Genomic DNA, 24,518 nt, shown 5'->3' on the forward strand with positions numbered 1-24,518 from the left:
AAGACTCAAGGTCTCTTCACCGGCAAGCCGGCTCCTACAGTGTCAGATTCCGTACTGCGCGCGGTAGGCCTCTACCGCCGGCAAGTGCTGCTTGAGCGCCGGATCATCCGCCAGAAACTGCAGGACCTGGGTCAGGGAAACGATACTCACCACTGGAATGCCGAAGTCACGCTCGACTTCCTGGATCGCCGACAACTCACCGTTGCCACGCTCCTCGCGGTTCAGGGCGATCAACACACCGGCAGCCTTGGCACCGTCCTGGGACTCGATGATCTGCATCACTTCACGAATCGCAGTGCCGGCAGTGATCACGTCATCGATGATCAGCACATCGCCGGTCAATGGCGCGCCTACCAGGCTCCCGCCTTCACCGTGCGCCTTGGCTTCCTTGCGGTTGAAGCACCAAGGCAGATCGCGCTGATGATGTTCAGCCAGAGCCACTGCAGTGGCTGCTGCCAAGGGAATGCCTTTATAAGCCGGGCCAAACAGCACATCGAAGGGAATGCCGCTCTCGACGATCGCCGCCGCATAGAAACGCCCCAGCTGGGCCAGGGCCGAACCGCTGTTGAACAGGCCGGCATTGAAGAAGTAAGGGCTGGTGCGCCCGGACTTCAGGGTGAACTCACCGAAGCGCAAAACCCCGCGATCGATGGCAAAACGAATGAAATCGCGCTGATACGCCTGCATGAAAAAACCCCAGATACCACGGATTTAGCTAATTAGGTAGAGCTCGGGTATCATACACGCACGTGATTTTTGGGGCCATTTATGCGGATCATCAGTGTGAACGTCAATGGTATTCAGGCTGCAGTGGAGCGTGGTTTGCTCAGTTGGCTGCAGGCACAGAATGCCGACGTCATCTGCCTGCAGGACACCCGCGCCTCTGCCTTTGAACTGGACGACCCAGCCTTCCAACTGGATGGCTACTTCCTTTATGCCTGCGATGCTGAAGTCCCTGCCCAAGGCGGTGTGGCTTTGTATTCGCGGTTGCAGCCGAAGGCGGTCATCAGCGGCCTCGGCTTCGAGACAGCCGATCGTTACGGGCGCTACCTGCAAGCCGATTTCGACAAGGTCAGCATCGCGACCTTGCTGCTTCCATCAGGGCAGAACGGCGATGAAGACTTGAACCAGAAGTTCAAGTTAATGGACGATTTCGCCCGTTATCTGGACAAGCAGCGGCGCAAACGTCGCGAGTACATTTATTGTGGCTCGCTGTACGTGGCGCAACAGAAGCTGGATATCAAGAACTGGCGTGACGGCCAGCAATCTCCGGGCTTCCTGGCACCTGAACGCGCCTGGATGGACGAGATTATCGGCAACATGGGTTATGTCGACGCACTGCGCGAAGTCAGTCGCGAAGGCGACCAGTACAGCTGGTGGCCGGACAATGAACAGGCCGAGATGCTCAACCTGGGCTGGCGTTTCGACTATCAGTTGCTGACTCCCGGCCTGCGCCGCTTTGTCCGCAGCGCACGCCTGCCGCGCCAGCCGCGTTTTTCGCAGCATGCACCGCTGATCGTGGACTATGACTGGACACTGACCATCTAAGCGTCCGTTCACAGCCACAAAAAAGCCGACATCACTGTCGGCTTTTTTGTGCGCGCTTGCTCTATTTGATCAGGCGCAACGTGAAAGGGTAGCGATATGGAACTCCCTCTCCAGCCTTGACCCCACCGATGATGGTCAGCACCAGACCACCAATCGCCAACAGGCCGAACATAAAGAACCCGATTATCACGATCATCAGCAGGAAACACACTGCCGAAGCGATAGCGACCGTCAGCTGAAAGTTCAGCGCTTCCTTACCTTGTGCATCAATGAAGGGATCGGTCTCGCGCTTCATCTGCCAAAGAATCAGCGGCCCGATCAGTGTGCCGAATGGAACCCAGATCCCCAGCAAGGCGGACAAGTGACAAAACATTGCCCATTGCCGAACTTCATGGCTCGGGGTGGGCTGGGGTAGCTGCTCATCACTCATGGTGCTCTCCTTGCTGAAGACCGGCGCCCATCAATCGGCGAGTGCCGCCTGCTGCAGTTGGAAGATTTCGTTCATACCTTGCTGAGCCAAGGCCAGCATTGCATTCAGTTCAGCAGGCTGGAATGGCGCACCCTCGGCGGTGCCCTGCACCTCGATGAAGCCTCCAGTGCTGGTCATCACTACGTTGAGGTCGGTCTCGGCTGCCGAATCTTCCAGATAGTCCAGGTCCAGAACCGGTTCGCCCTGATACATGCCCACGGACACGGCAGCAATCATCTGCTTGAGTGGATCGCCACCCTTGAGGCCGCCACGCTTCTTGATCACTTTCAAAGCGTCTACCAGGGCCACCATGGCACCTGTGATCGAAGCGGTACGAGTGCCACCATCCGCCTGGATCACATCGCAATCGACATACAGGGTCACGTCGCCCAACTTGGACATGTCCAGTGCGGCACGCAGGGAACGACCGATCAGACGCTGGATTTCCAGAGTCCGGCCGCCTTGCTTGCCACGGCTGGCTTCACGCTGGTTACGCTCGCCGGTGGCGCGCGGCAGCATGCCGTATTCGGCGGTCAGCCAACCCTGACCCTGGCCCTTAAGGAAGCGCGGTACGCCATTCTCGACACTGACAGTGCAAATCACCTTGGTATCACCGAACTCGACCAGTACAGATCCCTCGGCGTGTTTGGTGTAGTTGCGGGTGATGCGGATCGAGCGGAGCTGATCGGCAGCGCGACCACTTGGACGTTTCATAGGGGAACACCTGTACGAGGACGGAAAACTGCCGAGCATTATAAAGCCCGCAACCGCACCAGGGCACGCCTAAAACGGCCAAAGGCACATTTACGCGTCAGATCGGTCCTGTAGCGACGACCTGCAGCCCATTGTCAGCGCCAGGGATTGGGGCCTCCGGCCGCACTGCGCTACAATCCTGCGCCTTCGCAGCCTGTCGGCTTCAATTCATCACTATCAGGCCCGCTCAATCCTCTTGGGGTTGGCGCCGGCGCTGAATCGGAGGTACCTCCATGGTGCACAGCATGACCGCCTTCGCCCGAGTCGAACGGGCCGGCACTCAGGGCACCCTGAGCTGGGAATTGCGCTCGGTCAACAGCCGCTACCTGGAGCCGCACCTGCGTTTGCCGGAAGCCTTTCGCGACCTCGAAAGCGCAGTCCGCGAAGCCTTGCGCCAGGGCCTGTCCCGGGGCAAGGTCGAATGCACCCTGCGCTTCACTGAAGAAACCACCGGCAAGCCACTGCAGGTCGACCGTGAGCGTGCGGCACAACTGGTCGCCGCTGCCGAATCCGTCGCCAGCCTGATCAAGCAGCCGGCAGCCCTGAATCCCCTGGAAGTCCTGGCCTGGCCCGGCGTGCTGGTGGCCGACGCCACTGACCCGCAAGCCTTGAACAGCGACGCCTTGGCCCTGTTCAACCAGGGCCTGAAAGACCTGAAGAATGGCCGCGAGCGCGAAGGCGCCGAATTGGCCCGACTGATCAACGAACGCCTGTCCTCCATTGAAGAAGACGTGGCGACCTTGCGTGAACTGGTTCCGCAGATGCTAGCGACCCAGCGCCAGAAAGTCCTCGACCGCTTCGCCGACATGCAAGCCGAGCTGGACCCCGCCCGCCTCGAGCAAGAGATGGTCTTGCTGGCGCAAAAGAGCGACGTCGCCGAAGAACTGGACCGCCTGAGCACCCACATCATCGAAGTACGCCGCGTACTCAAGTCCGGCGGCGCTGCCGGTCGGCGCCTGGACTTCCTGATGCAGGAGCTCAATCGCGAAGCCAACACACTGGGCTCCAAGGCCTTCGACCCGCGCAGCACCCAGGCTGCGGTCAACCTCAAGGTGTTGATCGAGCAGATGCGCGAACAAGTGCAGAACATTGAGTAAGGCAACTGACATGACCCACAGCACCGGCACCCTGTACATCATTTCCGCCCCGTCGGGCGCGGGCAAAAGCAGCCTGGTCAAGGCCCTGACCGACGCCAATCAGGAGATCCGCGTCTCGGTCTCCCACACCACCCGCGCCATGCGCCCAGGTGAAGTGAATGGCGTGAACTATCACTTCGTCGAACGCAGCGAGTTCGTGAAGATGATCGAGCACGGCGATTTTCTCGAGCGTGCCGAAGTCTTTGGCAACCTTTATGGCACCTCCCAAAGCCACCTGCAGCAGACCCTGGATAAAGGCCATGACCTGATTCTGGAAATCGACTGGCAGGGTGCCGAGCAGGTGCGCAAGCTGATGCCTCAGGCACGCTCGATCTTCATTCTGCCGCCGTCACTGCAGGCCCTGCACCAGCGCCTGACCAACCGCGGGCAGGACAGCGACGAAATCATCGAAGGGCGGATGCGTGAAGCCGTCAGCGAAATGAGCCACTACGTCGACTATGACTACCTGATCATCAACGACGATTTCGCCCACGCGCTGGATGATCTGAAAGCGATTTTCCGCTCCAATCAGCTGCAACAGAAACGTCAGCAGCAGCGCTTTGGCAAATTGCTCGCCGAATTGCTTGGTTAAACAGCACTTCCCAAAACCGCTGCAAGCGCTTTACATTGGCACTTGCAGCGCGTTGAAGAGCTTGGTCAAAAAATCAGCGCTTCCCTAAACGCTGGTGATTTTTTAAACTGTTGAGTCCGCTCGCCCATCCGGGCAGCGCGCATATTGCATTTGCTACGAGGAAGACCATGGCCCGCGTAACCGTTGAAGACTGTCTAGAACACGTGGATAACCGCTTTGAGCTGGTCATGCTCTCTACCAAGCGTGCCCGTCAACTGGCAACCGGCGGCAAAGAGCCGAAAGTAGCATGGGAAAACGACAAGCCTACCGTTGTCGCCCTGCGCGAAATCGCTGAAGGCCTGATCGACTACGCAGCTATCGCCGAAGCCGAAATCGTTGAAGATGAACCGCTTTTTGCTGCTTTCGAGGACGAGTCCAACGAGGCCGTCTAAGCCTATGCCTGGTCGACGTAGCACGGCGCGGGATCACAGCTTACGGCAGGAGACATCATGCCGAGCATAGACGCCCTCGCCGATCGCTTATCGACCTATCTCGGCACGGACCAGGTCAATCTGGTCCGCCGAGCGTATTTCTACGCCGAACAAGCCCATGACGGTCAACGCCGTCGCAGCGGCGAGGCGTATGTCACGCACCCACTCGCGGTAGCGAACATTCTTGCCGACATGCACATGGACCATCAGAGCCTGATGGCTGCGATGCTGCATGACGTGATCGAAGACACCGGAATCGCCAAAGAAGCGCTCAGCGCGCAGTTTGGTGAAACCGTGGCCGAATTGGTGGATGGGGTCAGCAAACTGACCCAGATGAACTTCGAAACCAAGGCCGAAGCCCAAGCTGAAAACTTCCAGAAGATGGCCATGGCCATGGCTCGCGACATTCGCGTGATCCTGGTCAAACTCGCCGACCGCCTGCACAACATGCGCACCCTGGAAGTGCTGTCCGGCGAAAAACGTCGGCGGATTGCCAAGGAAACCCTGGAAATCTACGCGCCCATCGCCAATCGCCTGGGCATGCACGCCATTCGCATCGAGTTCGAGGACCTGGGCTTCAAGGCCATGCACCCGATGCGTTCCGCGCGGATCTACCAGGCGGTCAAACGCGCCCGGGGCAACCGCAAGGAAATCGTCAACAAAATCGAAGAGTCCCTGAGCCACTGCCTGGCGATTGATGAAATCCAGGGCGAGGTCAGTGGGCGCCAGAAACACCTGTACGGCATCTACAAGAAGATGCGCGGCAAGCGTCGCGCCTTCAACGAGATCATGGATGTCTACGCATTCCGCATCATCGTCGACAAAGTAGACACCTGCTACCGCGTGCTCGGCGCTGTACATAATTTGTACAAACCGCTGCCCGGACGCTTCAAGGACTACATCGCCATTCCCAAGGCCAACGGCTACCAATCCCTGCATACCACGCTGTTTGGCATGCACGGCGTGCCGATCGAGATTCAGATCCGCACCCGGGAAATGGAAGAGATGGCCAACAACGGCATCGCTGCCCATTGGCTGTACAAATCCAGCGGCGATGAGCAGCCCAAAGGCACCCACGCCCGGGCTCGCCAATGGGTCAAAGGCGTGCTGGAAATGCAGCAGCGGGCCGGCAACTCCCTGGAATTCATCGAAAGCGTGAAGATCGACCTGTTCCCGGACGAGGTCTACGTGTTCACGCCCAAAGGCCGGATCATGGAGCTGCCCAAAGGCTCCACCGCGGTGGACTTTGCCTATGCGGTGCACACCGACGTGGGCAACAGCTGCATCGCCTGCCGGATCAACCGCCGCCTGGCCCCACTGTCGGAACCCCTGCAAAGCGGTTCCACCGTGGAGATCGTCAGCGCCCCGGGAGCGCGGCCGAACCCGGCCTGGCTCAACTTCGTAGTCACCGGCAAGGCCCGCACCCACATTCGTCACGCCCTCAAGCTGCAACGTCGCTCCGAGTCCATCAGCCTCGGCGAACGCCTGCTGAACAAGGTGCTCAACGGCTTCGACAGCTCCCTGGAAAAAATCCCGGCGGAACGTATCCAGGCGATTCTTCAGGAATACCGCCTGGAGCTGATCGAGGACCTGCTGGAAGACATCGGCCTGGGCAACCGCATGGCCTATGTAGTCGCACGCCGCCTGCTGGGCGAAGGCGAACAATTGCCAAGCCCGGAAGGCCCGCTGGCGATCCGCGGCACCGAAGGCCTGGTCCTGAGCTACGCCAAGTGCTGCACACCGATCCCCGGCGACCCGATCGTCGGCCATCTGTCCGCCGGCAAGGGGATGGTGGTGCACCTGGACAACTGCCGCAATATCAGTGAAATCCGCCACAACCCGGAAAAATGCATCCAGCTGTCCTGGGCCAAGGATGTCACCGGCGAATTCAACGTCGAACTGCGGGTCGAGCTGGAGCACCAGCGCGGCCTGATCGCGCTGCTGGCCAGCAGCGTCAACGCCGCCGACGGCAACATCGAGAAAATCAGCATGGACGAACGCGATGGTCGCATCAGCGTGGTCCAACTGGTGGTCAGCGTGCACGACCGCGTGCACCTGGCCCGCGTAATCAAGAAACTGCGCGCCCTGACCGGGGTCATCCGCATCACCCGCATGCGTGCGTAGCCCTTCCATTACAAGGAGTCATTCATGACCAAGACAGTTATCACCAGCGACAAGGCCCCCGCCGCCATCGGCACCTATTCCCAGGCCATCAAGGCGGGCAACACCGTCTACATGTCGGGCCAGATCCCTCTCGATCCAAAAACCATGGAACTGGTTGAAGGCTTCGAAGCCCAGACCGTCCAGGTGTTCGAGAACCTCAAGTCGGTGGCCGAAGCTGCTGGTGGTTCGTTCAAGGACATCGTCAAACTGAACATCTTCCTCACCGACCTGAGCCACTTCGCCAAGGTCAACGAGATCATGGGCAAGTACTTCCAACAGCCTTACCCAGCCCGCGCCGCCATTGGCGTGGCGGCCCTGCCAAAGGGCGCACAGGTTGAAATGGATGCCATTCTGGTCATCGAGTAACACCCGCGGCGCAGCTGTTCAGGCTGCGCCGTTTTCGTTCTGAAAGGATTTCGTCATGCGCCAAGCGCTAGCTGTTTCGCTGCTCGCCGTATTGCTCGGCGGTTGTGCCAGCGACCCCGCCAAAAACGATGTTGGCGGCATCTGGATCAATCAGGTAGCGATCGACGCAGCCTCCAAGGGCGGCCCTTTGCGTGAAGCCCTCCAGGCTTACGGCCCGAACCTGGAATGGGAACTCAACACCAAAGCTGGCCAGGCCCGCTACACCAATGGCTTCGAGACCATCGAAGGCAAGATCATCGGCGACGGCTCAAACACCACAAAGGTCGAGTTCTATGGCAGCGCCGCCACCGAACTCAAGCGCAACGGCAAGCAATTGCTGCAAGTGGCCAACGACAACGAACCCGAACAAGTGTTCGCAGCGCCCAAAGACCCGGCACCTGAAGGCGCGCCACTGGGCGCCAACTTCGAGCGCGCTTTGTACTCGGCCTATCTGGGTGGCAAATGGAAAATCGTCAGCGGCCCCGGACTGGGCAGCGAAGTACAGTTCCAGGCCAACGGCGCCGTGCAAGGCCTGCCAGGCGCCGATCGCTACGCCCTGTGCCTGGCCGGTGACTGCGCCTCCATGAGCGGCGGCAATGACAGCATCTGGCTGCAGCTCAATGGCCAGGGCAACTCCTGGATCTTTGTCCGCAAGGATCAGCAGATGGAAATCTTCCAGGCGGTGAATACCGCACTGGCGGATGAAGTGCCCTCGCTGACGCCGGGCAGTCAGCAATGGCTGCTGGAAAAACAATGACACCCCTGTAGCCGCTGCCAACCGCAGCGGCTACAGCCCGGTTCAGTCTTGTCCCTGAAGAATCTCCGCATACCCCTCGCGATAGCTCGAATAACGTGGCACCCAACCCAATGCCCGGACCCGGGCATTGCTGCAGCGCTTGCTGCCTGTGCGCCGGACGCTGGCATCATCGGCCCATTCGGTCACGCCCAGGTAATCACGCAGCCAGCCAACCACCTCCGCCAGAGGCGCAGGCGCGTCATCCACGCCTATATAGCAGTCGTCCAGGACAGCACCGCCCTGGTCAGCCTTGAGCAAAAACGCCAGCAACCCCGCCGCATCGTCGGCATGAATGCGATTGCCATATAACGGCGGATCGATGGCAACGCGATAGCCACGACGCACTTGGGTCAGCAACCATTCACGGCCCGGCCCATAGATACCGGTCAGGCGCACCCGACTGGCAGGAATCCCGCTGTCCAAGGCCATCTGCTCTGCCTCCAGCATCAAACGGCCCGAGTAGCCAGTCGCCAGGGCCGGGGAGCTCTCGTCGACCCACTCGCCGTCCTTTTGCTCGTAGACACTGCTGCTGGACACGAACAACAAACGCTTGGGCTGCTGACCATGCTGTTTGAGCCAGCTCAGGACATGCTGCAAGCCCTCGACATAGGCCGCGCGATACCCGGCCTCGTCATGTTCTGTGGCCGCTGCGCAGTACACCAGGTAATCCAGGGACGCTTGCGGCCAGTGCGCCGGACAGTGCTCGCTGAACAGGTCTCCGGCGACGCCCACCACCCCCTGCGGCAAGCGCGAAACGTTGCGACGCAGGCCATAAACCTGCCATTGCTCGGCCAGCAATTGAGTCGCCAGGCGACTCCCGACATCACCGCAGCCGGCGATCAAAACAGAGGGGGAGGACATCAGAAAACTCCTTTCAGAAAAGTCAAGACTAGCCTCGACACTGGACGAACGGCTAGCAATCAAGGAAAAAAAGATACTCTATTACTTCTGTTAACAAGAATTACTTGCAATAATGCTCGCCCATTTTGTTCTCGGCCCTGCGAGGCCTAGAAGGACATTTAACCCTTTTTTCCTCTCAGGTCCGGCCAGCATGACAAGCAATCAACTCTCCGCCTCGCCAACCAAACGCCCAAGCCCGCTGCGCTCCGTGAGCGCGGTTGCAGCGCTGCTGTGCAGCCTGCTGCTGGCACCGACCGCAGCCTTCGCCGACCAGCATGCACCGGCCACCGCCGCAGCCCCTGCCGCGACCGCACCGGCCACCGAGCATCCGGCCGCCGATCCAACCGCTCCCGTCTCCGCCCCAGTCGCTGGCGAACCGGCTCAGGCCGAAGGCCAGCCAGTGCTTGGTGAAGACGCTCCCGAAGTCCTCGAAGCTGACAACAGCCTGGGCATGGCACACGACCTGTCGCCATGGGGCATGTACCAGAACGCCGACATCATCGTGAAACTGGTGATGATCGGGCTGGCCATCGCTTCGATCATCACCTGGACCATCTGGATCGCCAAAGGCCTTGAGCTGATGGGCGCCAAACGCCGTCTGCGCAGTGAAATCGCCGCCCTGAAACAGGCCACCACCCTCAAAGAAGCCAGCACCAGCGCATCCAAGGAAGGCACCCTCGCCCACCTGCTGGTGCACGACGCCCTGGAAGAAATGCGCCTTTCGGTCAACAGCCGTGAAAAAGAAGGCATCAAGGAGCGCGTCGCGTTCCGCCTGGAACGCCTGGTAGCCGCCTGCGGCCGCAACATGAGCAGTGGCACCGGCGTACTGGCCACCATCGGCTCAACCGCACCGTTCGTCGGTCTGTTCGGTACCGTTTGGGGCATCATGAACAGCTTCATCGGCATCGCCAAAACCCAGACCACCAACCTTGCCGTGGTTGCCCCGGGTATCGCCGAAGCCCTGCTGGCCACCGCCCTGGGCCTGGTTGCAGCAATCCCGGCGGTCGTCATCTACAACGTCTTCGCTCGCTCCATCACCGGCTATCGGGCCCAGGTGGCAGACGCCTCGGCAGAAGTCCTGCTGCTGGTCAGCCGTGACCTGGATCACCAGCCGACCGAGCGCTCCGCACAACCGCACATGGTGAAAGTGGGGTAATCAGCCATGGGCTTGCATTTGAAAGAAGGCGCAGGCGACGACCTGGCCGAAAACCACGAAATCAACGTCACGCCGTTCATCGACGTGATGCTGGTGCTGCTGATCATCTTCATGGTGGCCGCCCCTCTGGCCACTGTGGACATCAAGGTCGATCTTCCTGCCTCCAGCGCCAAGCCGGCGCCGCGCCCCGAGAAACCGGTGTTCCTCAGCGTCAAGGCCGATCAACGCCTGTTCCTCGGTGAAGACGAGGTCAAGGCCGAAACCCTCGGAGCCATTCTCGACGCCCGCACCCAGGGCAAGAAGGACACCACGATCTTCTTCCAGGCTGACAAGGGCGTGGACTACGGCGACCTGATGAGCGTGATGGACACACTGCGGGCCGCCGGCTACCTGAAAGTCGGCCTGGTCGGACTTGAGACGGCAGCCAAGAAATGATCACGACGCGCCAAAGACTGACGCGTTACAGCGGTAGCCTGGCGGTGGTGCTGGGTGTCCATGCGGTGGCGATCCTGCTCGCCCTCAACTGGTCCAAGCCACAGCCGATGCCCATTCCACCACAAGCCATGGTGGTCGAACTGGCGCCTGCCCCTGTGCCGCCTCCACCGGCACCACCGAAAGTGGTGACCCCACCGCAACCACCGGCGCCCGTGGAAGAACTGCCATTGCCCAAGCTCGCCGAAGCACCGAAGCCGACTATTTCGGTGCCCAAGCCGGTCAAGCAGAAGCCCAAGCCGCAGCCGCCAAAACCGGTGGTCAAGCCTGAGCCCCCCAAGGAAAAACCTTCCGAGGAAAAGCCCAGCGACGCTCCGGTAACCCCGTCGCCGTCCAAGCAGCCGGCTCCAGCGACTCCAGGCCCGTCACCGGCCCAGGCAGCCGCCAAAGCCAACTGGCAGGGTGAACTGCAAGCCCACCTGGCGAAATACAAGCGCTACCCGGGCGAAGCCCAGCGTCGCGGCAAGGAAGGCACCAACTCCTTGCGCTTCGTGGTGGATGCCGAAGGCAAGGTGCTGTCCTACGAACTGGTGGGACGCTCGGGCAACGCTGATCTGGACCGGGCCACCCTGGACATGATCCGGCGCGCCCAGCCACTGCCCAAGCCACCGGCCGACATGCTCACCAACGGCAGCGTGGAAATCACCGCCTCGTACAACTACGAGATCGACAGAAGCCGCGGCCGCCGCTGATACAACGCAAGGGCACCTCAGGGTGCCCTTGTCGTTTGTGCAGCCTGCAGCAGACATTGGCGGGTGTCGCACTCCACCCTCTGTCTGATAACGTGCGTCTATCGATTGCAGCCGTTATGCTTGGCCGCAACCTCATGGACGCCCGCTATGACTCTCACAGAATTACGCTACATCGTTACCCTCGCCCAAGAGCAGCACTTCGGCCACGCCGCCGAGCGTTGCCATGTCAGCCAGCCGACCCTTTCGGTAGGCGTGAAGAAGCTTGAAGACGAACTCGGTGTGCTGATTTTCGAGCGCAGCAAGAGCGCGGTGCGCCTGACGCCAGTAGGCGAAACCATCGTTGCCCAGGCACAGAAGGTTCTGGAACAGGCCCAAGGCATCCGCGAACTGGCCCAGGCCGGCAAGAACCAGCTGACCGCACCGCTGAAGGTGGGCGCCATCTACACCGTCGGTCCTTACCTGTTTCCCCACCTGATTCCACAGCTGCACCGGGTCGCTCCGCAGATGCCGCTGTATATCGAAGAAAACTTCACCCACGTCCTGCGCGACAAACTGCGCAACGGCGAGCTGGACGCCATCATCATCGCCCTGCCGTTCAACGAGGCCGACGTCCTGACCCTGCCGCTGTACGACGAACCCTTCTATGTACTGATGCCCAGCGGCCATTCCTGGACCAAGAAGGAAACCATCGACGCCAGCCTGCTCAACGACAAGAGCCTGTTGCTGCTGGGCGAAGGCCACTGCTTCCGCGATCAGGTACTGGAAGCCTGTCCGACCCTGACCAAGGGCAACGACGGCGCCAAGCACACCACCGTGGAATCCAGTTCCCTGGAAACCATCCGCCACATGGTCGCCTCCGGCCTGGGCATCTCGATCCTGCCGCTGTCGGCAGTGGACAGCCATCACTACGCACCCGGGGTGATCGAAGTCCGCCCACTGACTCCACCGGTGCCGTTCCGCACCGTGGCCATCGCCTGGCGTGCCAGCTTCCCGCGGCCCAAGGCCATCGAGATCCTCGCCGACTCGATCCGCCTGTGCTCGGTGGCCAAGCCGCCCGCCGCAAGCTAAGCAATCGCAATGACTGAGCTGTCGAAAGTGCCGGTCACGGCACTCAAGGGTGTCGGCGAAGCCATGGCCGAGAAGCTGGCCAAGGTCGGCCTGGAGAACCTTCAGGACGTGCTGTTCCACCTGCCCCTGCGCTATCAGGATCGCACCCGCGTGGTGCCGATCGGCGCTCTGCGCCCCGGCCAGGATGCGGTGATCGAAGGTACCGTCAGCGGCGCCGATGTGGTCATGGGCAAGCGCCGCAGCCTGCTGGTACGCCTGCAAGACGGCACCGGCGGCCTGAGCCTGCGCTTCTACCATTTCAGCAATGCACAGAAAGACGGCCTCAAGCGCGGCACCCGCGTGCGCTGCTACGGCGAAGCCCGACCCGGCGCCTCGGGCCTGGAGATCTACCATCCCGAATACCGCGCCATCAGTGGTGACGAGCCGCCGCCGGTGGATCAGACCCTGACGCCGATCTACCCCCTGACTGAAGGCCTGACCCAACAGCGCCTGCGCCTGCTCTGCCAGCAGAGCCTGGCCCTGCTTGGCCCCCGCAGCCTGCCCGACTGGCTGCCCCATGAACTGGCCCGCGACTATCAACTGGCGCCCCTGGACGATGCGATCCGCTACCTGCATCACCCTCCCGCGGACGCCGATGTCGACGAACTGGCCCTGGGTCACCACTGGGCCCAGCATCGCCTGGCGTTCGAGGAACTGCTGACCCACCAGCTGTCCCAACAACGCCTGCGGGACAGCCTGCGCTCCCAGCGCGCCCCGGTGCTGCCATTGGCCAAGAAACTGCCGGCCAAGTACCTGAAGAACCTCGGCTTTGCCCCCACCGGCGCGCAACAGCGTGTGGGCAACGAAATCGCCTACGACCTGAGCCAGCCGGAGCCCATGCTGCGCCTGATTCAAGGCGACGTAGGGGCGGGCAAGACCGTGGTCGCCGCCCTCGCCGCCCTGCAGGCCCTGGAAGCCGGTTATCAGGTGACGCTGATGGCGCCCACGGAGATCCTCGCCGAGCAGCACTTCATCACCTTCAAGCGCTGGCTCGAGCCCCTGGGCCTGGAAGTCGCCTGGCTGGCGGGCAAGCTCAAGGGCAAGAACCGCGCGGCGGCCCTGGAACAGATTGCCGGCGGCGCGCCGATGGTGGTGGGCACCCACGCCCTGTTCCAGGACGAAGTGCAGTTCAAGAACCTGGCTCTAGTGATCATCGACGAACAGCACCGCTTCGGCGTCCAGCAGCGTCTGGCCCTGCGCCAGAAAGGCGTGGGCGGCCGCCTCTGTCCGCACCAGTTGATCATGACCGCCACGCCCATTCCGCGAACCCTGGCCATGAGCGCCTACGCCGATCTGGACACCTCGATCCTCGATGAACTGCCGCCCGGCCGCACCCCGGTGAACACCGTGCTGGTGACCGACAGCCGCCGCGTCGAAGTGATCGAGCGGGTGCGTGCGGCCTGCGCCGAAGGGCGCCAGGCCTATTGGGTCTGCACTCTGATCGAAGAGTCCGAAGAGCTCACCTGCCAGGCTGCCGAAACCACCTTCGAAGACCTCTCCAGCGCCCTGGGCGAACTGCGCGTGGGGTTGATCCACGGCCGCATGAAACCGGCGGAGAAAGCCGCAGTCATGGCCGAGTTCAAGGCCGGCCAGCTGCAACTGCTGGTGGCCACCACGGTGATCGAGGTCGGGGTCGATGTACCCAATGCCAGCCTGATGATCATCGAGAACCCGGAACGCCTGGGCCTGGCGCAACTGCACCAGCTGCGCGGCCGGGTCGGGCGTGGCAGCGCCGCCAGCCACTGCGTGCTGCTCTACCATCCGCCGCTTTCACAAATCGGTCGTCAGCGTCTGGGCATCATGCGCGAGACCAACGACGGTTTCGTCATCGCCGAAAAGGACCTGGAACTGCGCGGCCCCGGAGAAATGCTCGGCACCCGCCAGACCGGCCTGCTGCAATTCAAGGTCGCCGACCTGATGCGTGACGCTGACCTGCTACCGGCCGTGCGTGACGCCGCGCAGGCCTTGCTGGAGCGTTGGCCGGACCATGTGAGCCCGCTGCTGGAACGCTGGCTGCGCCACGGCCAGCAATACGGCCAAGTGTGAACCAACGCTCAGTTAATGGACCATCGGCGTAACCAAGCTGGTTATACTCGTCAAATTGTAGAAAAACGGATACCAGACCATGACAGAAGTTGCCCTCGCCACTGCAACCCCACACGCTCCGTCTGTTATCCGGTTGCTGCTCGGCAAGCTGGCCATCAGCTACAACGAAGTGCTCGACCAGCCGGGCCTGCCGGCTGCGCGCAAGGTCCAGGCCGTGCTCCTGGACGACGCCGTCGGCGCGCTGATGGTGCTGTTTCCGCAGAGCCAGCTACTGGACCTCAATCGCCTCGCCGAACTCACCGGCCGCCGGCTCACCGCGGTGTCCACCGAACGCCTGGAGCGCATGCTCGGCAAACACAGCCTGAGCCTGCTGCCCGGCCTGCCGGCGCTTACCAGTTCCCCCTGCCTGTACGAAGAAAGCCTGCTGCGCGAACCCAGCCTGCTGATCTATTCGGGCGAGCCGGGCGTGCTTCTGGAAATCACCAGCGAAGCCTTCAAGAGCATGCTCAGCAAGGCCAGCGCCGGTCATTTCGGCGAGCCCCTGAGCAGCATCCGCCCCAACCTCGATCGCCCGGACGATGACCGCGAGGAAATCTCCCAGGCCATGCAGGCCTTCACCGCGCGGCGCATCCAGCAACGCCTGGAAGCCACCATTGAGATCCCGCCACTGGCGGAAACCGCGCAGAAAATCATCAAGCTGCGGGTCGACCCCAACGCCACCATCGACGACATCACCGGCGTGGTGGAGACCGACCCGGCCCTGGCCGCGCAAGTGGTCAGCTGGGCCGCGTCGCCTTACTACGCGTCGCCGGGCAAGATCCGCTCGGTGGAGGACGCCATCGTCCGCGTGCTGGGCTTCGACCTGGTGATCAACCTCGCCCTGGGCCTGGCCCTGGGCAAGACCCTGAGCCTGCCCAAGGACCAGCCGCAGCACGCCACGCCCTACTGGCAACAATCGATCTACACCGCGGCGGTGATCGAAGGCCTGACCCGCGCCATGCCCCGCGCCCAGCGCCCGGAAGCCGGCCTGACCTACCTCGCCGGTCTGTTGCACAACTTCGGCTACCTGTTGCTGGCCCACGTGTTCCCGCCGCACTTCTCGCTGATCTGCCGGCACCTGGAGGTCAACCCGCACCTGTGCCACAGCTATGTCGAGCAGCATCTGCTGGGGATCAGCCGCGAACAGATCGGTTCCTGGCTGATGCGTTACTGGGACATGCCGGACGAGCTGTCCACCGCCCTGCGCTTCCAGCACGACCCGAGCTACGACGGCGCCTACGCCGAGTACCCGAATCTGGTGTGCCTGGCCGTGCGCCTGCTGCGCAGCCGTGGCATCGGTTCCGGTCCCCACGAGGAAATTCCCGACGCACTGTTCGAGCGCCTGGGCCTGAGCCGCGACAAGGCTGAAGACGTGGTGAGCAAGGTGCTGGAAGCGGAAGTGCTGCTGCGGGAACTGGCTTCGCAGTTCAGCCAGGCCTGACCCCTCTCGCCGGCGAGCCGGCTCCTACCGGGCGCGTGTAGGAGCCGGCTCGCCGGCGAAGCCCCACCATCAAGCCTTGGGCTTGGCCTTCTTCGGTTTCAGATACTTGGTCAGCCCCTGGAACCAGATCACCAGCGCCGGATTGCCCTTGATCTGGATCGACTTGTCCTGAATACCGGTCATGAACGCCAACTGCTTGTTCTTCGCCTGCATCGTGGCGAAGCCGTAGGCGGCATCCTTGAAGGCAATGGCGAACGCAGGCTCGGGATAGAAACCCGAACGACTGGTCACGCGCTGGTCTTTGACGAAGAAATGTCGAGCAACCTTGCCGTCGAGCGTCTGCAGCTGGAACACCAGCTCCTTGTCACCCAACTGTTGCTGAAAAGCAGGATTGTTGCGGCTGGCTTTGCCCATCAACAGGCCAAGCACCCAGAGAAGAAAGCGGAATTTCATGCACGGCGCCTCAGTGGAGTTATTGGATGGCCGCCGCAGTTTAACCTGTAACTCGAAGAGCGCCAGCCGATCTGTTCGATTACTCGGAGATCGACTGGCGTTCAACGCTTATCGCTACATCTTGTCAGACAATCACTGACTCAGACGTTAGGGCAAGGCACCGGTGCCCAGTCACCCAGGTCAGGGCTCTTGCACATGCTGTTGACCTGAGTCTGGCCGGTGGTCGCGACCTTGTTGCTCTCGGCCTGCTTGATCTTGGCCTCCTGGATCGACCTCTCGGTGCTCACCGCTTCCTGAGGCACGGTCGGAAGCTTCGGCTGCTTGACCTTCTGCACCGGCTGCTTGCGCTTGCCACCGCTGGTGGTGGTCACCTGGGTGGTATCGGCGGTGGCGACTTTCACTACGTCGGTACGCTGCACGCCCACTTGCTGCAGGTCCTGCTCGTAGGCCTGGTTGTACTTGCTCAGGTCTTCGCTGGCACGACCGTTCACCGCGGCGATCAGGTCATTGGACTCTTTCAGGCCGCTGACGATTTCCGCCAGGCGCTTGCGCCCTTCCACATCATTGATGCTGTTGGCCTTGCGGGCACTGATCAGGCTGTCGAAGGCACGCTGGTAGCAGGTCTGCGAAGCACGGGCGTAAGCGGTGCTGCGGTCGATGTCGGCAGCGCTCTTGTTAAAGTCGGCGGCGTAGGAAGCGATGCGCTGATTGTCATCGGCGATCTGCTTCTGGCGCTCGGTGTAGTAACCGGCGGCACCACCGGCCAGAGCACCACCGGCAGCACCGATGGCCGCATTGCGACCACGGTGATCGCCGTCGCCGGTCAGGGCGCCGAGCAAGGCACCGCCGGCAGCGCCCAGGGCAGCACCGGTGACCACCGACTTGGTCATGTCCGAATCAGTGGCGCGCAAGTGCTGCACCGGCTCATAGCAGCTCGGGTAGTACTCGACCTTGGTGGTGGAGGCGACCTTGGACACCGGAGAGGTCGCGCAACCGGTCAATACGGTGCTGAACCCGGCGGCAACCAACAGCAGGTGACGCTTGGATGTTGAAGCAAATGGGTTGCGGGAAAAAAGCATGTTGGTGATCTCGATTAAGTTTGACCAACTCGGTACGACACGAAATCGTCCGAGCTCCTCCAGGCTCGACAGACAGCGGCCAGTCATGACTTCTGACCGGTCGATGCGAGCAGTTCCTTCAAAATCGTCGCTGGGTCGGCTCGCCGTTGCTGGCGATAATTCCCGACATGGCGGACGAATAACGTAGCGCGTGTCACCAGGCTCTTGCCGAGCACCGGCTTGCGATTGAGTTCTTCCTTGATCCGTTGAAATTGCGCCTGGATCACCGCGTCGGTGTAACGGGTGCCCGTGGCCAGGTTGTCGATGTAGATCGCCACCGCCCCGTCCAGTGCGCTGCGGCCGTTGTCGATGGCTTCGGCGAACAGCTTGGCGCTGGGTTCGTCCTTGGCATCGATGGCCTGCTGCTGGCTCTTCTTCAGATTGGTCAGGCGAATGTTGTAGTTGTTGATGGTTTCAGCCACCAGAGCGGAGGACTGGATCAGGTTGCCCGCCGCCTCCTCGCGCTGCTGGGCGATCAGCGAGACGTTGCGCTTGAGCTCTTCGTTGACCAGCCCCAGCTCCGCCTGCAGACGCGGGTCGACACTGGCGGCGATGATGGCGTCCAGGCGCTTGGTGGGGTCCTGGGCGTCGTCGATGGCGTCGGTCAGGGACGCCAGGCGGCCTTCCTTCTGCCACTGGGCAAACAGCTCCTTGTAGCGCGAACGCGGGGCCGACAAGGCGCCGATGGCCACCCGGAAACCGGTAGTTTCGTTGCTTTGCTCGGTGCCGTCGGCGCCAAACAGCGGGTACTCGCGGCGCATGCCGGTAAACAGCGTGCCCTCGCCTTCCAGGTAATTGCCGCCCTTGACCACGAAGCCGCCGTAAGTGCCCTGGCGCCGTCCGGCGCGCACCAGCTGGAACGACTCCTGGACCATCTCGGCGGCATTGCCGATCACGTCGAACATGCCGATGGGGTTGGGCAGCTTGGTGCCGATCGGCATCAGCCGCGCCGCTTGGCCAGTGCCACCGGCCACCTGATTGAACACGGCCCAGTCCGCCAGCGGACCATCGCTCTCGCTGCCCTCCAGGCGCCGTGGAAACAGCCGCCCTTCCAGCTCCTGGCGACTCACCGCCTGACCGCCACGGGCAGCGTATTCCCACTCCACCTCGGTGGGCAGGCGCACGAAACCCAGGCCGCCGTCTTCGGAGGAACCGCCGCGGCCGCTGACCGGCAGCAGGTCACGGTGATTCTTCATCAGCCAGGCGCTGTAGACCGCGGCAAAACGCTCGGCCTCGAAGCGCGACAGCTTGACCTTGGGCAAGCGCCCCGGCATGCCCTCCGAGGCCTCACAGGCCGGGGCCGGCTCGCCACTGGCCAGGGACTGGGCCTGCGCCATTACCTGGGCGTACTGGCGAGCGGTGACTTCGTACTTGCCGATGAAATACAGCATCGGCTTGAGGGGCACCCCGGCACCGGTTTTCGGCAAGGCCGGGCCAATGGTCTTGCTCCAGGCGCCAGGCAGGTCCTTGAGGGTGAACTGGCCGTTGATGTAGTCCCGGCGATAACCGGAGATGAACGATTGCTGGTAGCCGCTCTCACCTTCGCTGAAGGGATAGCCGAGGTTCACCTCGCGGTCGTCCAGGGTGCCCTGGGCCAGCACGTAGACATAGCGGAACACCATCTCGCCTTCACAGGGCAGCGGCAGACTGACGTCGTCCGGCAAGGGCTTGGGGTTGTCCATCTTGTTGCCGGGCTCTTGCGCCCACACGGCGCCGGCCAGGGTCATGGCCAACACGGTGCCGATCAACTTATACATCGCGAATTCCTTCACAGGCTTCAATGCGCGACACCCGCCAGCCGCCCAGCGCGGCGGCCAGGGTGCTGACGCCCAGCGTCGCCAACAGGGCCAGCCCGTAATGGGCCGGCAGCAAATGACTGGCGTACTCGCCGGGCACCTGCATGAACAAATGATTCAGCCCGGCCTGGGCCAGGCCATACAGAGCGCCACTCAACAGCGCAGCGAAACCGGCGCTGTACAGTGCCTGGGCCACCACGAACAACAGCAGGGCCCCGGTGGAAAATCCCAGCAGGCGCAGCACCGACAACTCCCGGCGCTTACGCTCCACCGCCGCCAGGGCACCGGCAAAGATCGCCGCAAAGGCGCCCGCCAGGGCCAGCCCGGCAATCACCCAGAAAACAATGGACAGGTTGCGGCTCAAGGACTGCACCTGGGCGATGGTCTGGGCCTGGGTTGCCACCAACAGGCCACGCTCGGCGAAATAGCGGCGCAACGATTCGACGTCATCGAGGCTGCGGGCATACAGGCGAAAGGCTGGATAGACCCGCTGCCCGGACGCGGCCTGCGCCTCGCCGAGCCAGCCCAGGGCCGCCACGGCACGGCCGTCGCGGTAATCCTCGGCGGCCTCCAGCAAGGCCAGGGGCGCGAACAGGGCATCCCGGGCAAAGGCTTCCAGGGGCAATACGCCCTCCACCTGGACTCGGGTCCGCTGCACTTCGCTACGTCCCGCCACTTGCCGGCCGAAGGCCGCCTGCAGCCAATCTCCAGGCTGTACGCCAAGCTTTTCGGCGGCGGTCCGACTCAGGAGCACGCCACTCATGCTCCGAGGCACCGGCAAACGCCCGAGCAACGGGTCCGAGACAGCGGTAGGCAGCATTTCCACGGTCAGGCCGATATCCCCCGCGCCCCGGGACAGATCTGCCGTAGCCGCGATCTGCCGGGTTCTGGGCAAGGCAAAGGCCACCTCCGGTCGCCGCCCCAGCTCGGCAATGAACTCGGCGCTGAACCGGCCGCCGCCCAGAGGAATGATCTCGCGCACCGCCGGGTCCTTTTCCAGGCGCTCGGTGAGGCTGCTCACCAGCCCGAACTTGAGCCCGAACAGCACCAGCAGCGGCGCGATCACCGCCACCAGGGCCAGCACCGAACAGGCCGACAACCAGGTATCGGCCCGGTAGTCCTGCCAGGCCAGCGCCGCGGTCAGGGACGCACGCATCAGCAAGCCTCCCCCAGCGTCGCGGTGACCCCGCCGTCGGCATCGCGCTGGCAGGCAATGCGCCGCACCTGCAAGCCGTTGGCCCGGGCCAGCACCTCATCGTGGGTGGCGATCACGCAGCACAGCCGCTGATCCCGCGCCTGCTGCACCAGCAGCTGCATCACTCGCTGAGCGTTCAAGGGGTCCAGGGCCGCGGTCGGTTCATCCGCCAGCAGCACCTGCGGACCATGGGCCAAGGCCCGAGCACAACTGACCCGCTGACGCTGGCCCACCGACAGGGCGGCGGGCTTCTTGTGCAGTTGATCGGCGATTTCCAGGCGTTCGGCCAGGCGCCGGGGAATGCCCTCGTCCGCCAGCCCCAGCAACTGCCGGGGCAGGCTGATATTACCGCGCACATCAAGAAACCCCAGCAGCCCGCCGGTCTGCAGCACATACCCCAGGTGCCGGCTGCGCAGCTGCGCCAGGGCGCTGTGCCCCGTGCCGCGCCAGATACCGGCAATGTCGATGGGGGCGTTGGCCGGAGCGAACTCAAAACGCGCCGCCGAATCCGGAGCCAGCACCAGCGCCAGCAGATCGAGCAGCGTGCTCTTGCCGCAGCCGCTGGGGCCGACCACCGCCAGCTGATCGCCCGCGCGCAGTTGCAGCCTGGGGATCACCAGGCTGTAGCGTTGGCGACCCTCGCCGCGGCTCTTGCGCACCTCCGCCAGATTGAGCATCACGGCAGGGTCGACAACGGAACGCGGTACAGGGCATCACCCGGCTCGGCATCGCCGAAGCGCACCCAGTTGGCCAGGTCGTTGTGGAAGGTTTCATACAGACGGATCTTCGAATCCAGCTCGTCGATGAAGTCTTCCTGCTCGGCCACGCTCAGGGACAGCCACAGGTCCTGGGTCATGTTCAGCGACTTGCTGCGGTACGGCAGCCCTTCCAGGTATTCCCCCAGCACGCCGCCGTCGGCCAGGTTGCCGCCCTTGCGCAGGGCCGAGGGGTCGCGGCTCATGTAGGCACTGGCACTGGCGATTTCCTGGAAGAAATCCTTGGGCGAGGTCTGGGTCTTGCGCGCCGCATCGACAATCAGCTTCAGCGACTGCTGCAGGTCGTTGAGCTGCAGTTTGGTGAGCATCACGCAGACCTGGAACGCCGGCAGCGCCGGGTTGGTCAGGTCGCGGTCGGCGGTCCAGGCGCTGACCAGTTGCGGCGCCTGACTGGCGGATTTGCGACCGAGGAAATCCATGTGCATGGCATAACCGATGGCCGCGGATTTCTCGGCGATGCTCGGCGCTGCCGCCAACGACGGCACCGCCTGGCTCTGGTTGCTGCGTACCTGATGCACCAGGTCGGCGAACACCGTGCCGATCTCGTCGACCCGCGCGCCGAACTTGCCCACATCGCCGCCAGGCACCGGAATGTACAGGTCGCCGATCTTCGGGTTGGCGTCGGCGGTCAACACCCGGTACTGGGTTTCCGCCTGGGCATGGTTCTTCTTGCCGGCGTCGGTGCGCAGGTGCAGGGCGTAGATCTTGATCTGCTTGCCCAAAGCCGCCTGGCGCACTTCCGCCTCGTTCATCTGGGTGCGGCTGTAGGGATCGTTCTTGCGCAGGGCGCCGGCATCACTGACCAGCAGGATCAGGCGTCCGCCGTAGCCCTTCCAGTCCATGCCTTCCACCGCCTGCATGACCCCGGCGAAAGCGTCTTCGTTGAACGAGTGGCTGGAGACGCTGGTGGCCTTGACCTGGCTCACCAGTTCCTGGAAGCGCTGAGGGTCGCGGCCCTGGTCCAGGGTCACCAGGGTCTTGGTCACGTACTCCAGGCCCGGGGTCTTGCTGGTGTTGTTGCGAAAACCCACCAGACCGAAGCTGACACTGTCCAACTCGCCGCGCGCGGCAATCTTGCCCTGCAGTTCGTGGACCACATCGCGCACCTGATCGATGTAGGGCTGCATTGACACCGAGGTGTCCACCACCAGCACCACCGCCGTGCGGAAAGCGTCGCCGGCTGCCGGCGCGGTGCTCGCCGGCAGGCGCTTGCCACTGCTGTCGCTGATGCTCTGCGGGCTGTTGCCCGGATCGATCGAGGCGACATTGAGCAACTGCACCGACTGGCCGTTCTCGTCGAAGCTCTCCTTGGAGTCAAAGATCGGCAGCAGGTAGAACTGCTCCTGTGGCACTGCGCTGGCATTGGGTTCCAGGGCCAGCACCTGCTGCTCGTCCTGGGGATTCTTCTGCGCCCTGAGCAGCAGGTTCTTGGCCGCCGCAGGGTCCGCCAGCAAACGCTCCAGCTCGCTGGCCTGACGCACGAACATCACCGGTGCACGACCGGAGCGCTCGGTGAACTTCAGCACCAGGCTCTGCTTCCAGTCGCTGACCTGCTCCGCCGGCAACCAGCCGGCGCTGCGGCCGTCACTGGCGGCGCCCAGGCGCAGCCAGGAGCGGCCATCGAGGTTCTTGCGCTGATACACATAGAGCACCGAGAACGCCGGCACCGCCTGGCCCGGCGCAGCGCCAGGCTCGCTGGAAAAGCTCGCCCCCGGCTTGCTCAGTACCCGCTGGAACAGGGTCTTCTTGCCCGGCATCAGCAACGGCCGCTGGCCGCCGTCGACATCGGCGGCCACCGGTTGATTCACCGGCGGCGCCACCACGGCAGGCGTGGTGCTGACAGTCGAAGCGGTCTTGGGCGCAGGCGCCGGACTGTCACCGGACAGCCACCAGTAACCGGCGCCGGCCACGGCCAGGGCGACGGCCACGGCGACGCCGGCCAGGGCCAGTACCGGGCCACGACGCTGCTCGGAGGCCGGGCTGCCGGCGGGCGGCAGATGGGATGAACGCGGCGGCGGTGTCTCCTGACGCGGCTCCTGGCGCGGTGCAGGCGCTGGCGCCTGCCGGGGAATCTCGATGGACACCGGAGTCAGCCCGGCCAGGTCGTTGCCCGGGGGCGCGGCCTGAGGCGGCAGCGGCAATGGCAACGGCTGGATCAGCGTCGCCTCGACCTCGGAAGTCTCCGGCGGCAGGTTGTCCAGGGCCGTCAGCAAGGCCGCGGCATCCGGATAGCGTTCCGCCGGGTCCTTGGCCAGCAGCTTGCGCAGGATGTGCTGGTAGCGCCCGTGGTGCAGCGGCAATTCAGGCAAGGGCTCGGTAAGGTGGGCCAGGGCCGTGGACAGCGCGTCGGTGCCGTTGTACGGCAACTCGCCGACGAGAATCTCGTACAGCACCACGCCCAGGGCATACAGGTCGGCGCGACCGTCGATGTCCTGGCCCCGGGCCTGCTCCGGACTCATGTAGCTCGGCGTGCCCACGGCAAAACCGGCCTGGGTGAACTGGGTGCGGTCATCCAGGGACTTGGCGATGCCGAAGTCCGAAAGCACCGCCGTGCCGTCGGCGCGGAACAGAATGTTGGCCGGTTTCACATCACGGTGCACCAGCCCCTGGGCGTGGGCATAACCCAGGGCCGAGGCGATCTGGCGGATATAGGTCAGGCCCTGCTCCGGGGTCAGCCCGGCGGCGATGCGCTCTTTCAGGGTGCCGTTGGGCAGGTACTCCATGGCCATGTAGTACAGCTCGCCGACATTGCCGATGTCGTGGATGGTCACGGTGTGCGGGTGCGACAGCCGCGCCAGGGTCTTGCCCTCGCGCAAAAAGCGCTCGCAGAAGCTCGGGTCAGCGGCCAGCGCCGCGGCCATGACCTTGAGCGCCACCTTGCGCTCCAGGGAGCGCTGGGTCGCCAGGTACACGGAGGCCATGGCGCCTTCGCCAATCTCGCCCTGGATGTCAAAGCCGGGAATCAGAATGTCCAT

General features: G+C 63.2%; 23 protein-coding genes. 13 read left to right on the forward strand and 10 right to left on the reverse strand.

Annotation, left to right across the window (positions count from 1 at the left end; genetic code table 11):
* Window positions 1-42 precede the first annotated feature (42 nt).
* Window positions 43-687, reverse strand: a complete 645-nt coding sequence (gene pyrE, locus P7C00_RS31475; RefSeq protein ID WP_346633419.1) for an orotate phosphoribosyltransferase — start codon at window positions 685-687, stop codon at window positions 43-45.
* Between the two features lie 81 nt (window positions 688-768).
* Here pyrE and P7C00_RS31480 point away from each other — a divergent pair, with 81 nt between their 5' ends.
* Entirely contained in the window at window positions 769-1,548 is a 780-nt protein-coding gene (locus P7C00_RS31480) for an exodeoxyribonuclease III (protein WP_123726834.1), read from the forward strand.
* A gap of 61 nt (window positions 1,549-1,609) precedes the next feature.
* Here P7C00_RS31480 and P7C00_RS31485 read toward each other — a convergent pair whose 3' ends face one another.
* Entirely contained in the window at window positions 1,610-1,978 is a 369-nt protein-coding gene (locus P7C00_RS31485) for a DUF4870 domain-containing protein (RefSeq protein WP_346633420.1), read from the reverse strand.
* 30 nt (window positions 1,979-2,008) lie between these two features.
* On the reverse strand, window positions 2,009-2,731 hold the full coding sequence (rph, locus tag P7C00_RS31490) for a ribonuclease PH (RefSeq protein WP_011064229.1): 723 nt from the start codon (window positions 2,729-2,731) through the stop codon (window positions 2,009-2,011).
* Window positions 2,732-3,003: 272 nt separating this feature from the next.
* Between rph and P7C00_RS31495 the strand changes: the two genes are divergently transcribed.
* The 6 genes from P7C00_RS31495 (at window position 3,004) to P7C00_RS31520 (ending at window position 8,293) form a co-directional block, all read left to right on the forward strand.
* Entirely contained in the window at window positions 3,004-3,867 is an 864-nt protein-coding gene (locus tag P7C00_RS31495; RefSeq protein ID WP_346633421.1) for a YicC/YloC family endoribonuclease, read from the forward strand.
* A gap of 10 nt (window positions 3,868-3,877) precedes the next feature.
* A complete protein-coding gene (gene gmk, locus P7C00_RS31500) occupies window positions 3,878-4,498 on the forward strand; it encodes a guanylate kinase (RefSeq protein ID WP_404937906.1) in 621 nt (206 codons plus the stop codon).
* A gap of 167 nt (window positions 4,499-4,665) precedes the next feature.
* The gene (rpoZ, locus tag P7C00_RS31505) at window positions 4,666-4,929 is read left to right on the forward strand and encodes a DNA-directed RNA polymerase subunit omega (RefSeq protein WP_007921129.1); all 264 of its coding nucleotides are present in this window, start codon (window positions 4,666-4,668) and stop codon (window positions 4,927-4,929) included.
* 57 nt (window positions 4,930-4,986) lie between these two features.
* Window positions 4,987-7,092 (forward strand): bifunctional GTP diphosphokinase/guanosine-3',5'-bis pyrophosphate 3'-pyrophosphohydrolase, encoded by a 2,106-nt coding sequence (gene spoT, locus P7C00_RS31510; protein ID WP_346633422.1) that lies wholly within the window; start codon window positions 4,987-4,989, stop codon window positions 7,090-7,092.
* A gap of 24 nt (window positions 7,093-7,116) precedes the next feature.
* Window positions 7,117-7,497: a RidA family protein gene (locus tag P7C00_RS31515; protein ID WP_007921133.1), complete on the forward strand. Its 381-nt coding sequence runs from the start codon at window positions 7,117-7,119 to the stop codon at window positions 7,495-7,497.
* A 55-nt stretch (window positions 7,498-7,552) separates the two neighbouring features.
* Window positions 7,553-8,293 (forward strand): hypothetical protein, encoded by a 741-nt coding sequence (locus P7C00_RS31520; RefSeq protein ID WP_346633423.1) that lies wholly within the window; start codon window positions 7,553-7,555, stop codon window positions 8,291-8,293.
* Between the two features lie 42 nt (window positions 8,294-8,335).
* Here the strand turns inward: P7C00_RS31520 and P7C00_RS31525 are convergent, their stop codons facing one another.
* Window positions 8,336-9,193 (reverse strand): SDR family oxidoreductase, encoded by an 858-nt coding sequence (locus P7C00_RS31525; protein ID WP_404937907.1) that lies wholly within the window; start codon window positions 9,191-9,193, stop codon window positions 8,336-8,338.
* A 190-nt stretch (window positions 9,194-9,383) separates the two neighbouring features.
* Here P7C00_RS31525 and exbB point away from each other — a divergent pair, with 190 nt between their 5' ends.
* The 6 genes from exbB (at window position 9,384) to P7C00_RS31555 (ending at window position 16,205) form a co-directional block, all read left to right on the forward strand.
* Window positions 9,384-10,388: a tonB-system energizer ExbB gene (gene exbB / locus P7C00_RS31530; RefSeq protein WP_404937908.1), complete on the forward strand. Its 1,005-nt coding sequence runs from the start codon at window positions 9,384-9,386 to the stop codon at window positions 10,386-10,388.
* Between the two features lie 6 nt (window positions 10,389-10,394).
* Window positions 10,395-10,823 carry a TonB system transport protein ExbD gene (gene exbD / locus P7C00_RS31535; RefSeq protein WP_102862272.1) on the forward strand — a complete coding sequence of 143 codons (429 nt, stop codon included), beginning with the start codon at window positions 10,395-10,397 and terminating at the stop codon, window positions 10,821-10,823.
* Window positions 10,820-11,572, forward strand: a complete 753-nt coding sequence (locus P7C00_RS31540; protein WP_317070627.1) for an energy transducer TonB — start codon at window positions 10,820-10,822, stop codon at window positions 11,570-11,572. The genes exbD and P7C00_RS31540 overlap by 4 nt, the downstream gene beginning before the upstream one ends.
* Before the next feature lie 147 nt (window positions 11,573-11,719).
* Complete coding sequence (locus P7C00_RS31545; RefSeq protein ID WP_102881293.1) at window positions 11,720-12,640, forward strand: hydrogen peroxide-inducible genes activator; 921 nt, start codon at window positions 11,720-11,722, stop codon at window positions 12,638-12,640.
* 9 nt (window positions 12,641-12,649) lie between these two features.
* Window positions 12,650-14,725, forward strand: a complete 2,076-nt coding sequence (gene recG, locus P7C00_RS31550) for an ATP-dependent DNA helicase RecG (RefSeq protein WP_404937909.1) — start codon at window positions 12,650-12,652, stop codon at window positions 14,723-14,725.
* Between the two features lie 79 nt (window positions 14,726-14,804).
* The gene (locus tag P7C00_RS31555) at window positions 14,805-16,205 is read left to right on the forward strand and encodes an HDOD domain-containing protein (RefSeq protein ID WP_346633427.1); all 1,401 of its coding nucleotides are present in this window, start codon (window positions 14,805-14,807) and stop codon (window positions 16,203-16,205) included.
* Between the two features lie 69 nt (window positions 16,206-16,274).
* On the opposite strand, the gene P7C00_RS31560 is transcribed toward P7C00_RS31555, so the two are convergent.
* From P7C00_RS31560 to P7C00_RS31585, 6 genes are all read right to left on the reverse strand, one after another.
* The gene (locus tag P7C00_RS31560; RefSeq protein WP_102862277.1) at window positions 16,275-16,658 is read right to left on the reverse strand and encodes a helicase; all 384 of its coding nucleotides are present in this window, start codon (window positions 16,656-16,658) and stop codon (window positions 16,275-16,277) included.
* A gap of 140 nt (window positions 16,659-16,798) precedes the next feature.
* A complete protein-coding gene (tagQ, locus tag P7C00_RS31565) occupies window positions 16,799-17,737 on the reverse strand; it encodes a type VI secretion system-associated lipoprotein TagQ (RefSeq protein ID WP_346634804.1) in 939 nt (312 codons plus the stop codon).
* An 83-nt stretch (window positions 17,738-17,820) separates the two neighbouring features.
* Window positions 17,821-19,503 (reverse strand): formylglycine-generating enzyme family protein, encoded by a 1,683-nt coding sequence (locus tag P7C00_RS31570; protein ID WP_404940120.1) that lies wholly within the window; start codon window positions 19,501-19,503, stop codon window positions 17,821-17,823.
* 22 nt (window positions 19,504-19,525) lie between these two features.
* Entirely contained in the window at window positions 19,526-20,728 is a 1,203-nt protein-coding gene (locus P7C00_RS31575) for an ABC transporter permease (RefSeq protein ID WP_346634803.1), read from the reverse strand.
* A complete protein-coding gene (locus P7C00_RS31580) occupies window positions 20,728-21,444 on the reverse strand; it encodes an ABC transporter ATP-binding protein (RefSeq protein WP_346634812.1) in 717 nt (238 codons plus the stop codon). Before P7C00_RS31580 ends, P7C00_RS31575 begins: the two co-directional genes overlap by 1 nt.
* Window positions 21,444-24,518: a protein kinase domain-containing protein gene (locus P7C00_RS31585; RefSeq protein WP_404937910.1), complete on the reverse strand. Its 3,075-nt coding sequence runs from the start codon at window positions 24,516-24,518 to the stop codon at window positions 21,444-21,446. Before P7C00_RS31585 ends, P7C00_RS31580 begins: the two co-directional genes overlap by 1 nt.

Origin of the sequence: Pseudomonas sp. JDS08PS003 (assembly GCF_045013505.1) — a bacterium.
GTDB lineage: Bacteria > Pseudomonadota > Gammaproteobacteria > Pseudomonadales > Pseudomonadaceae > Aquipseudomonas > Aquipseudomonas protegens_B.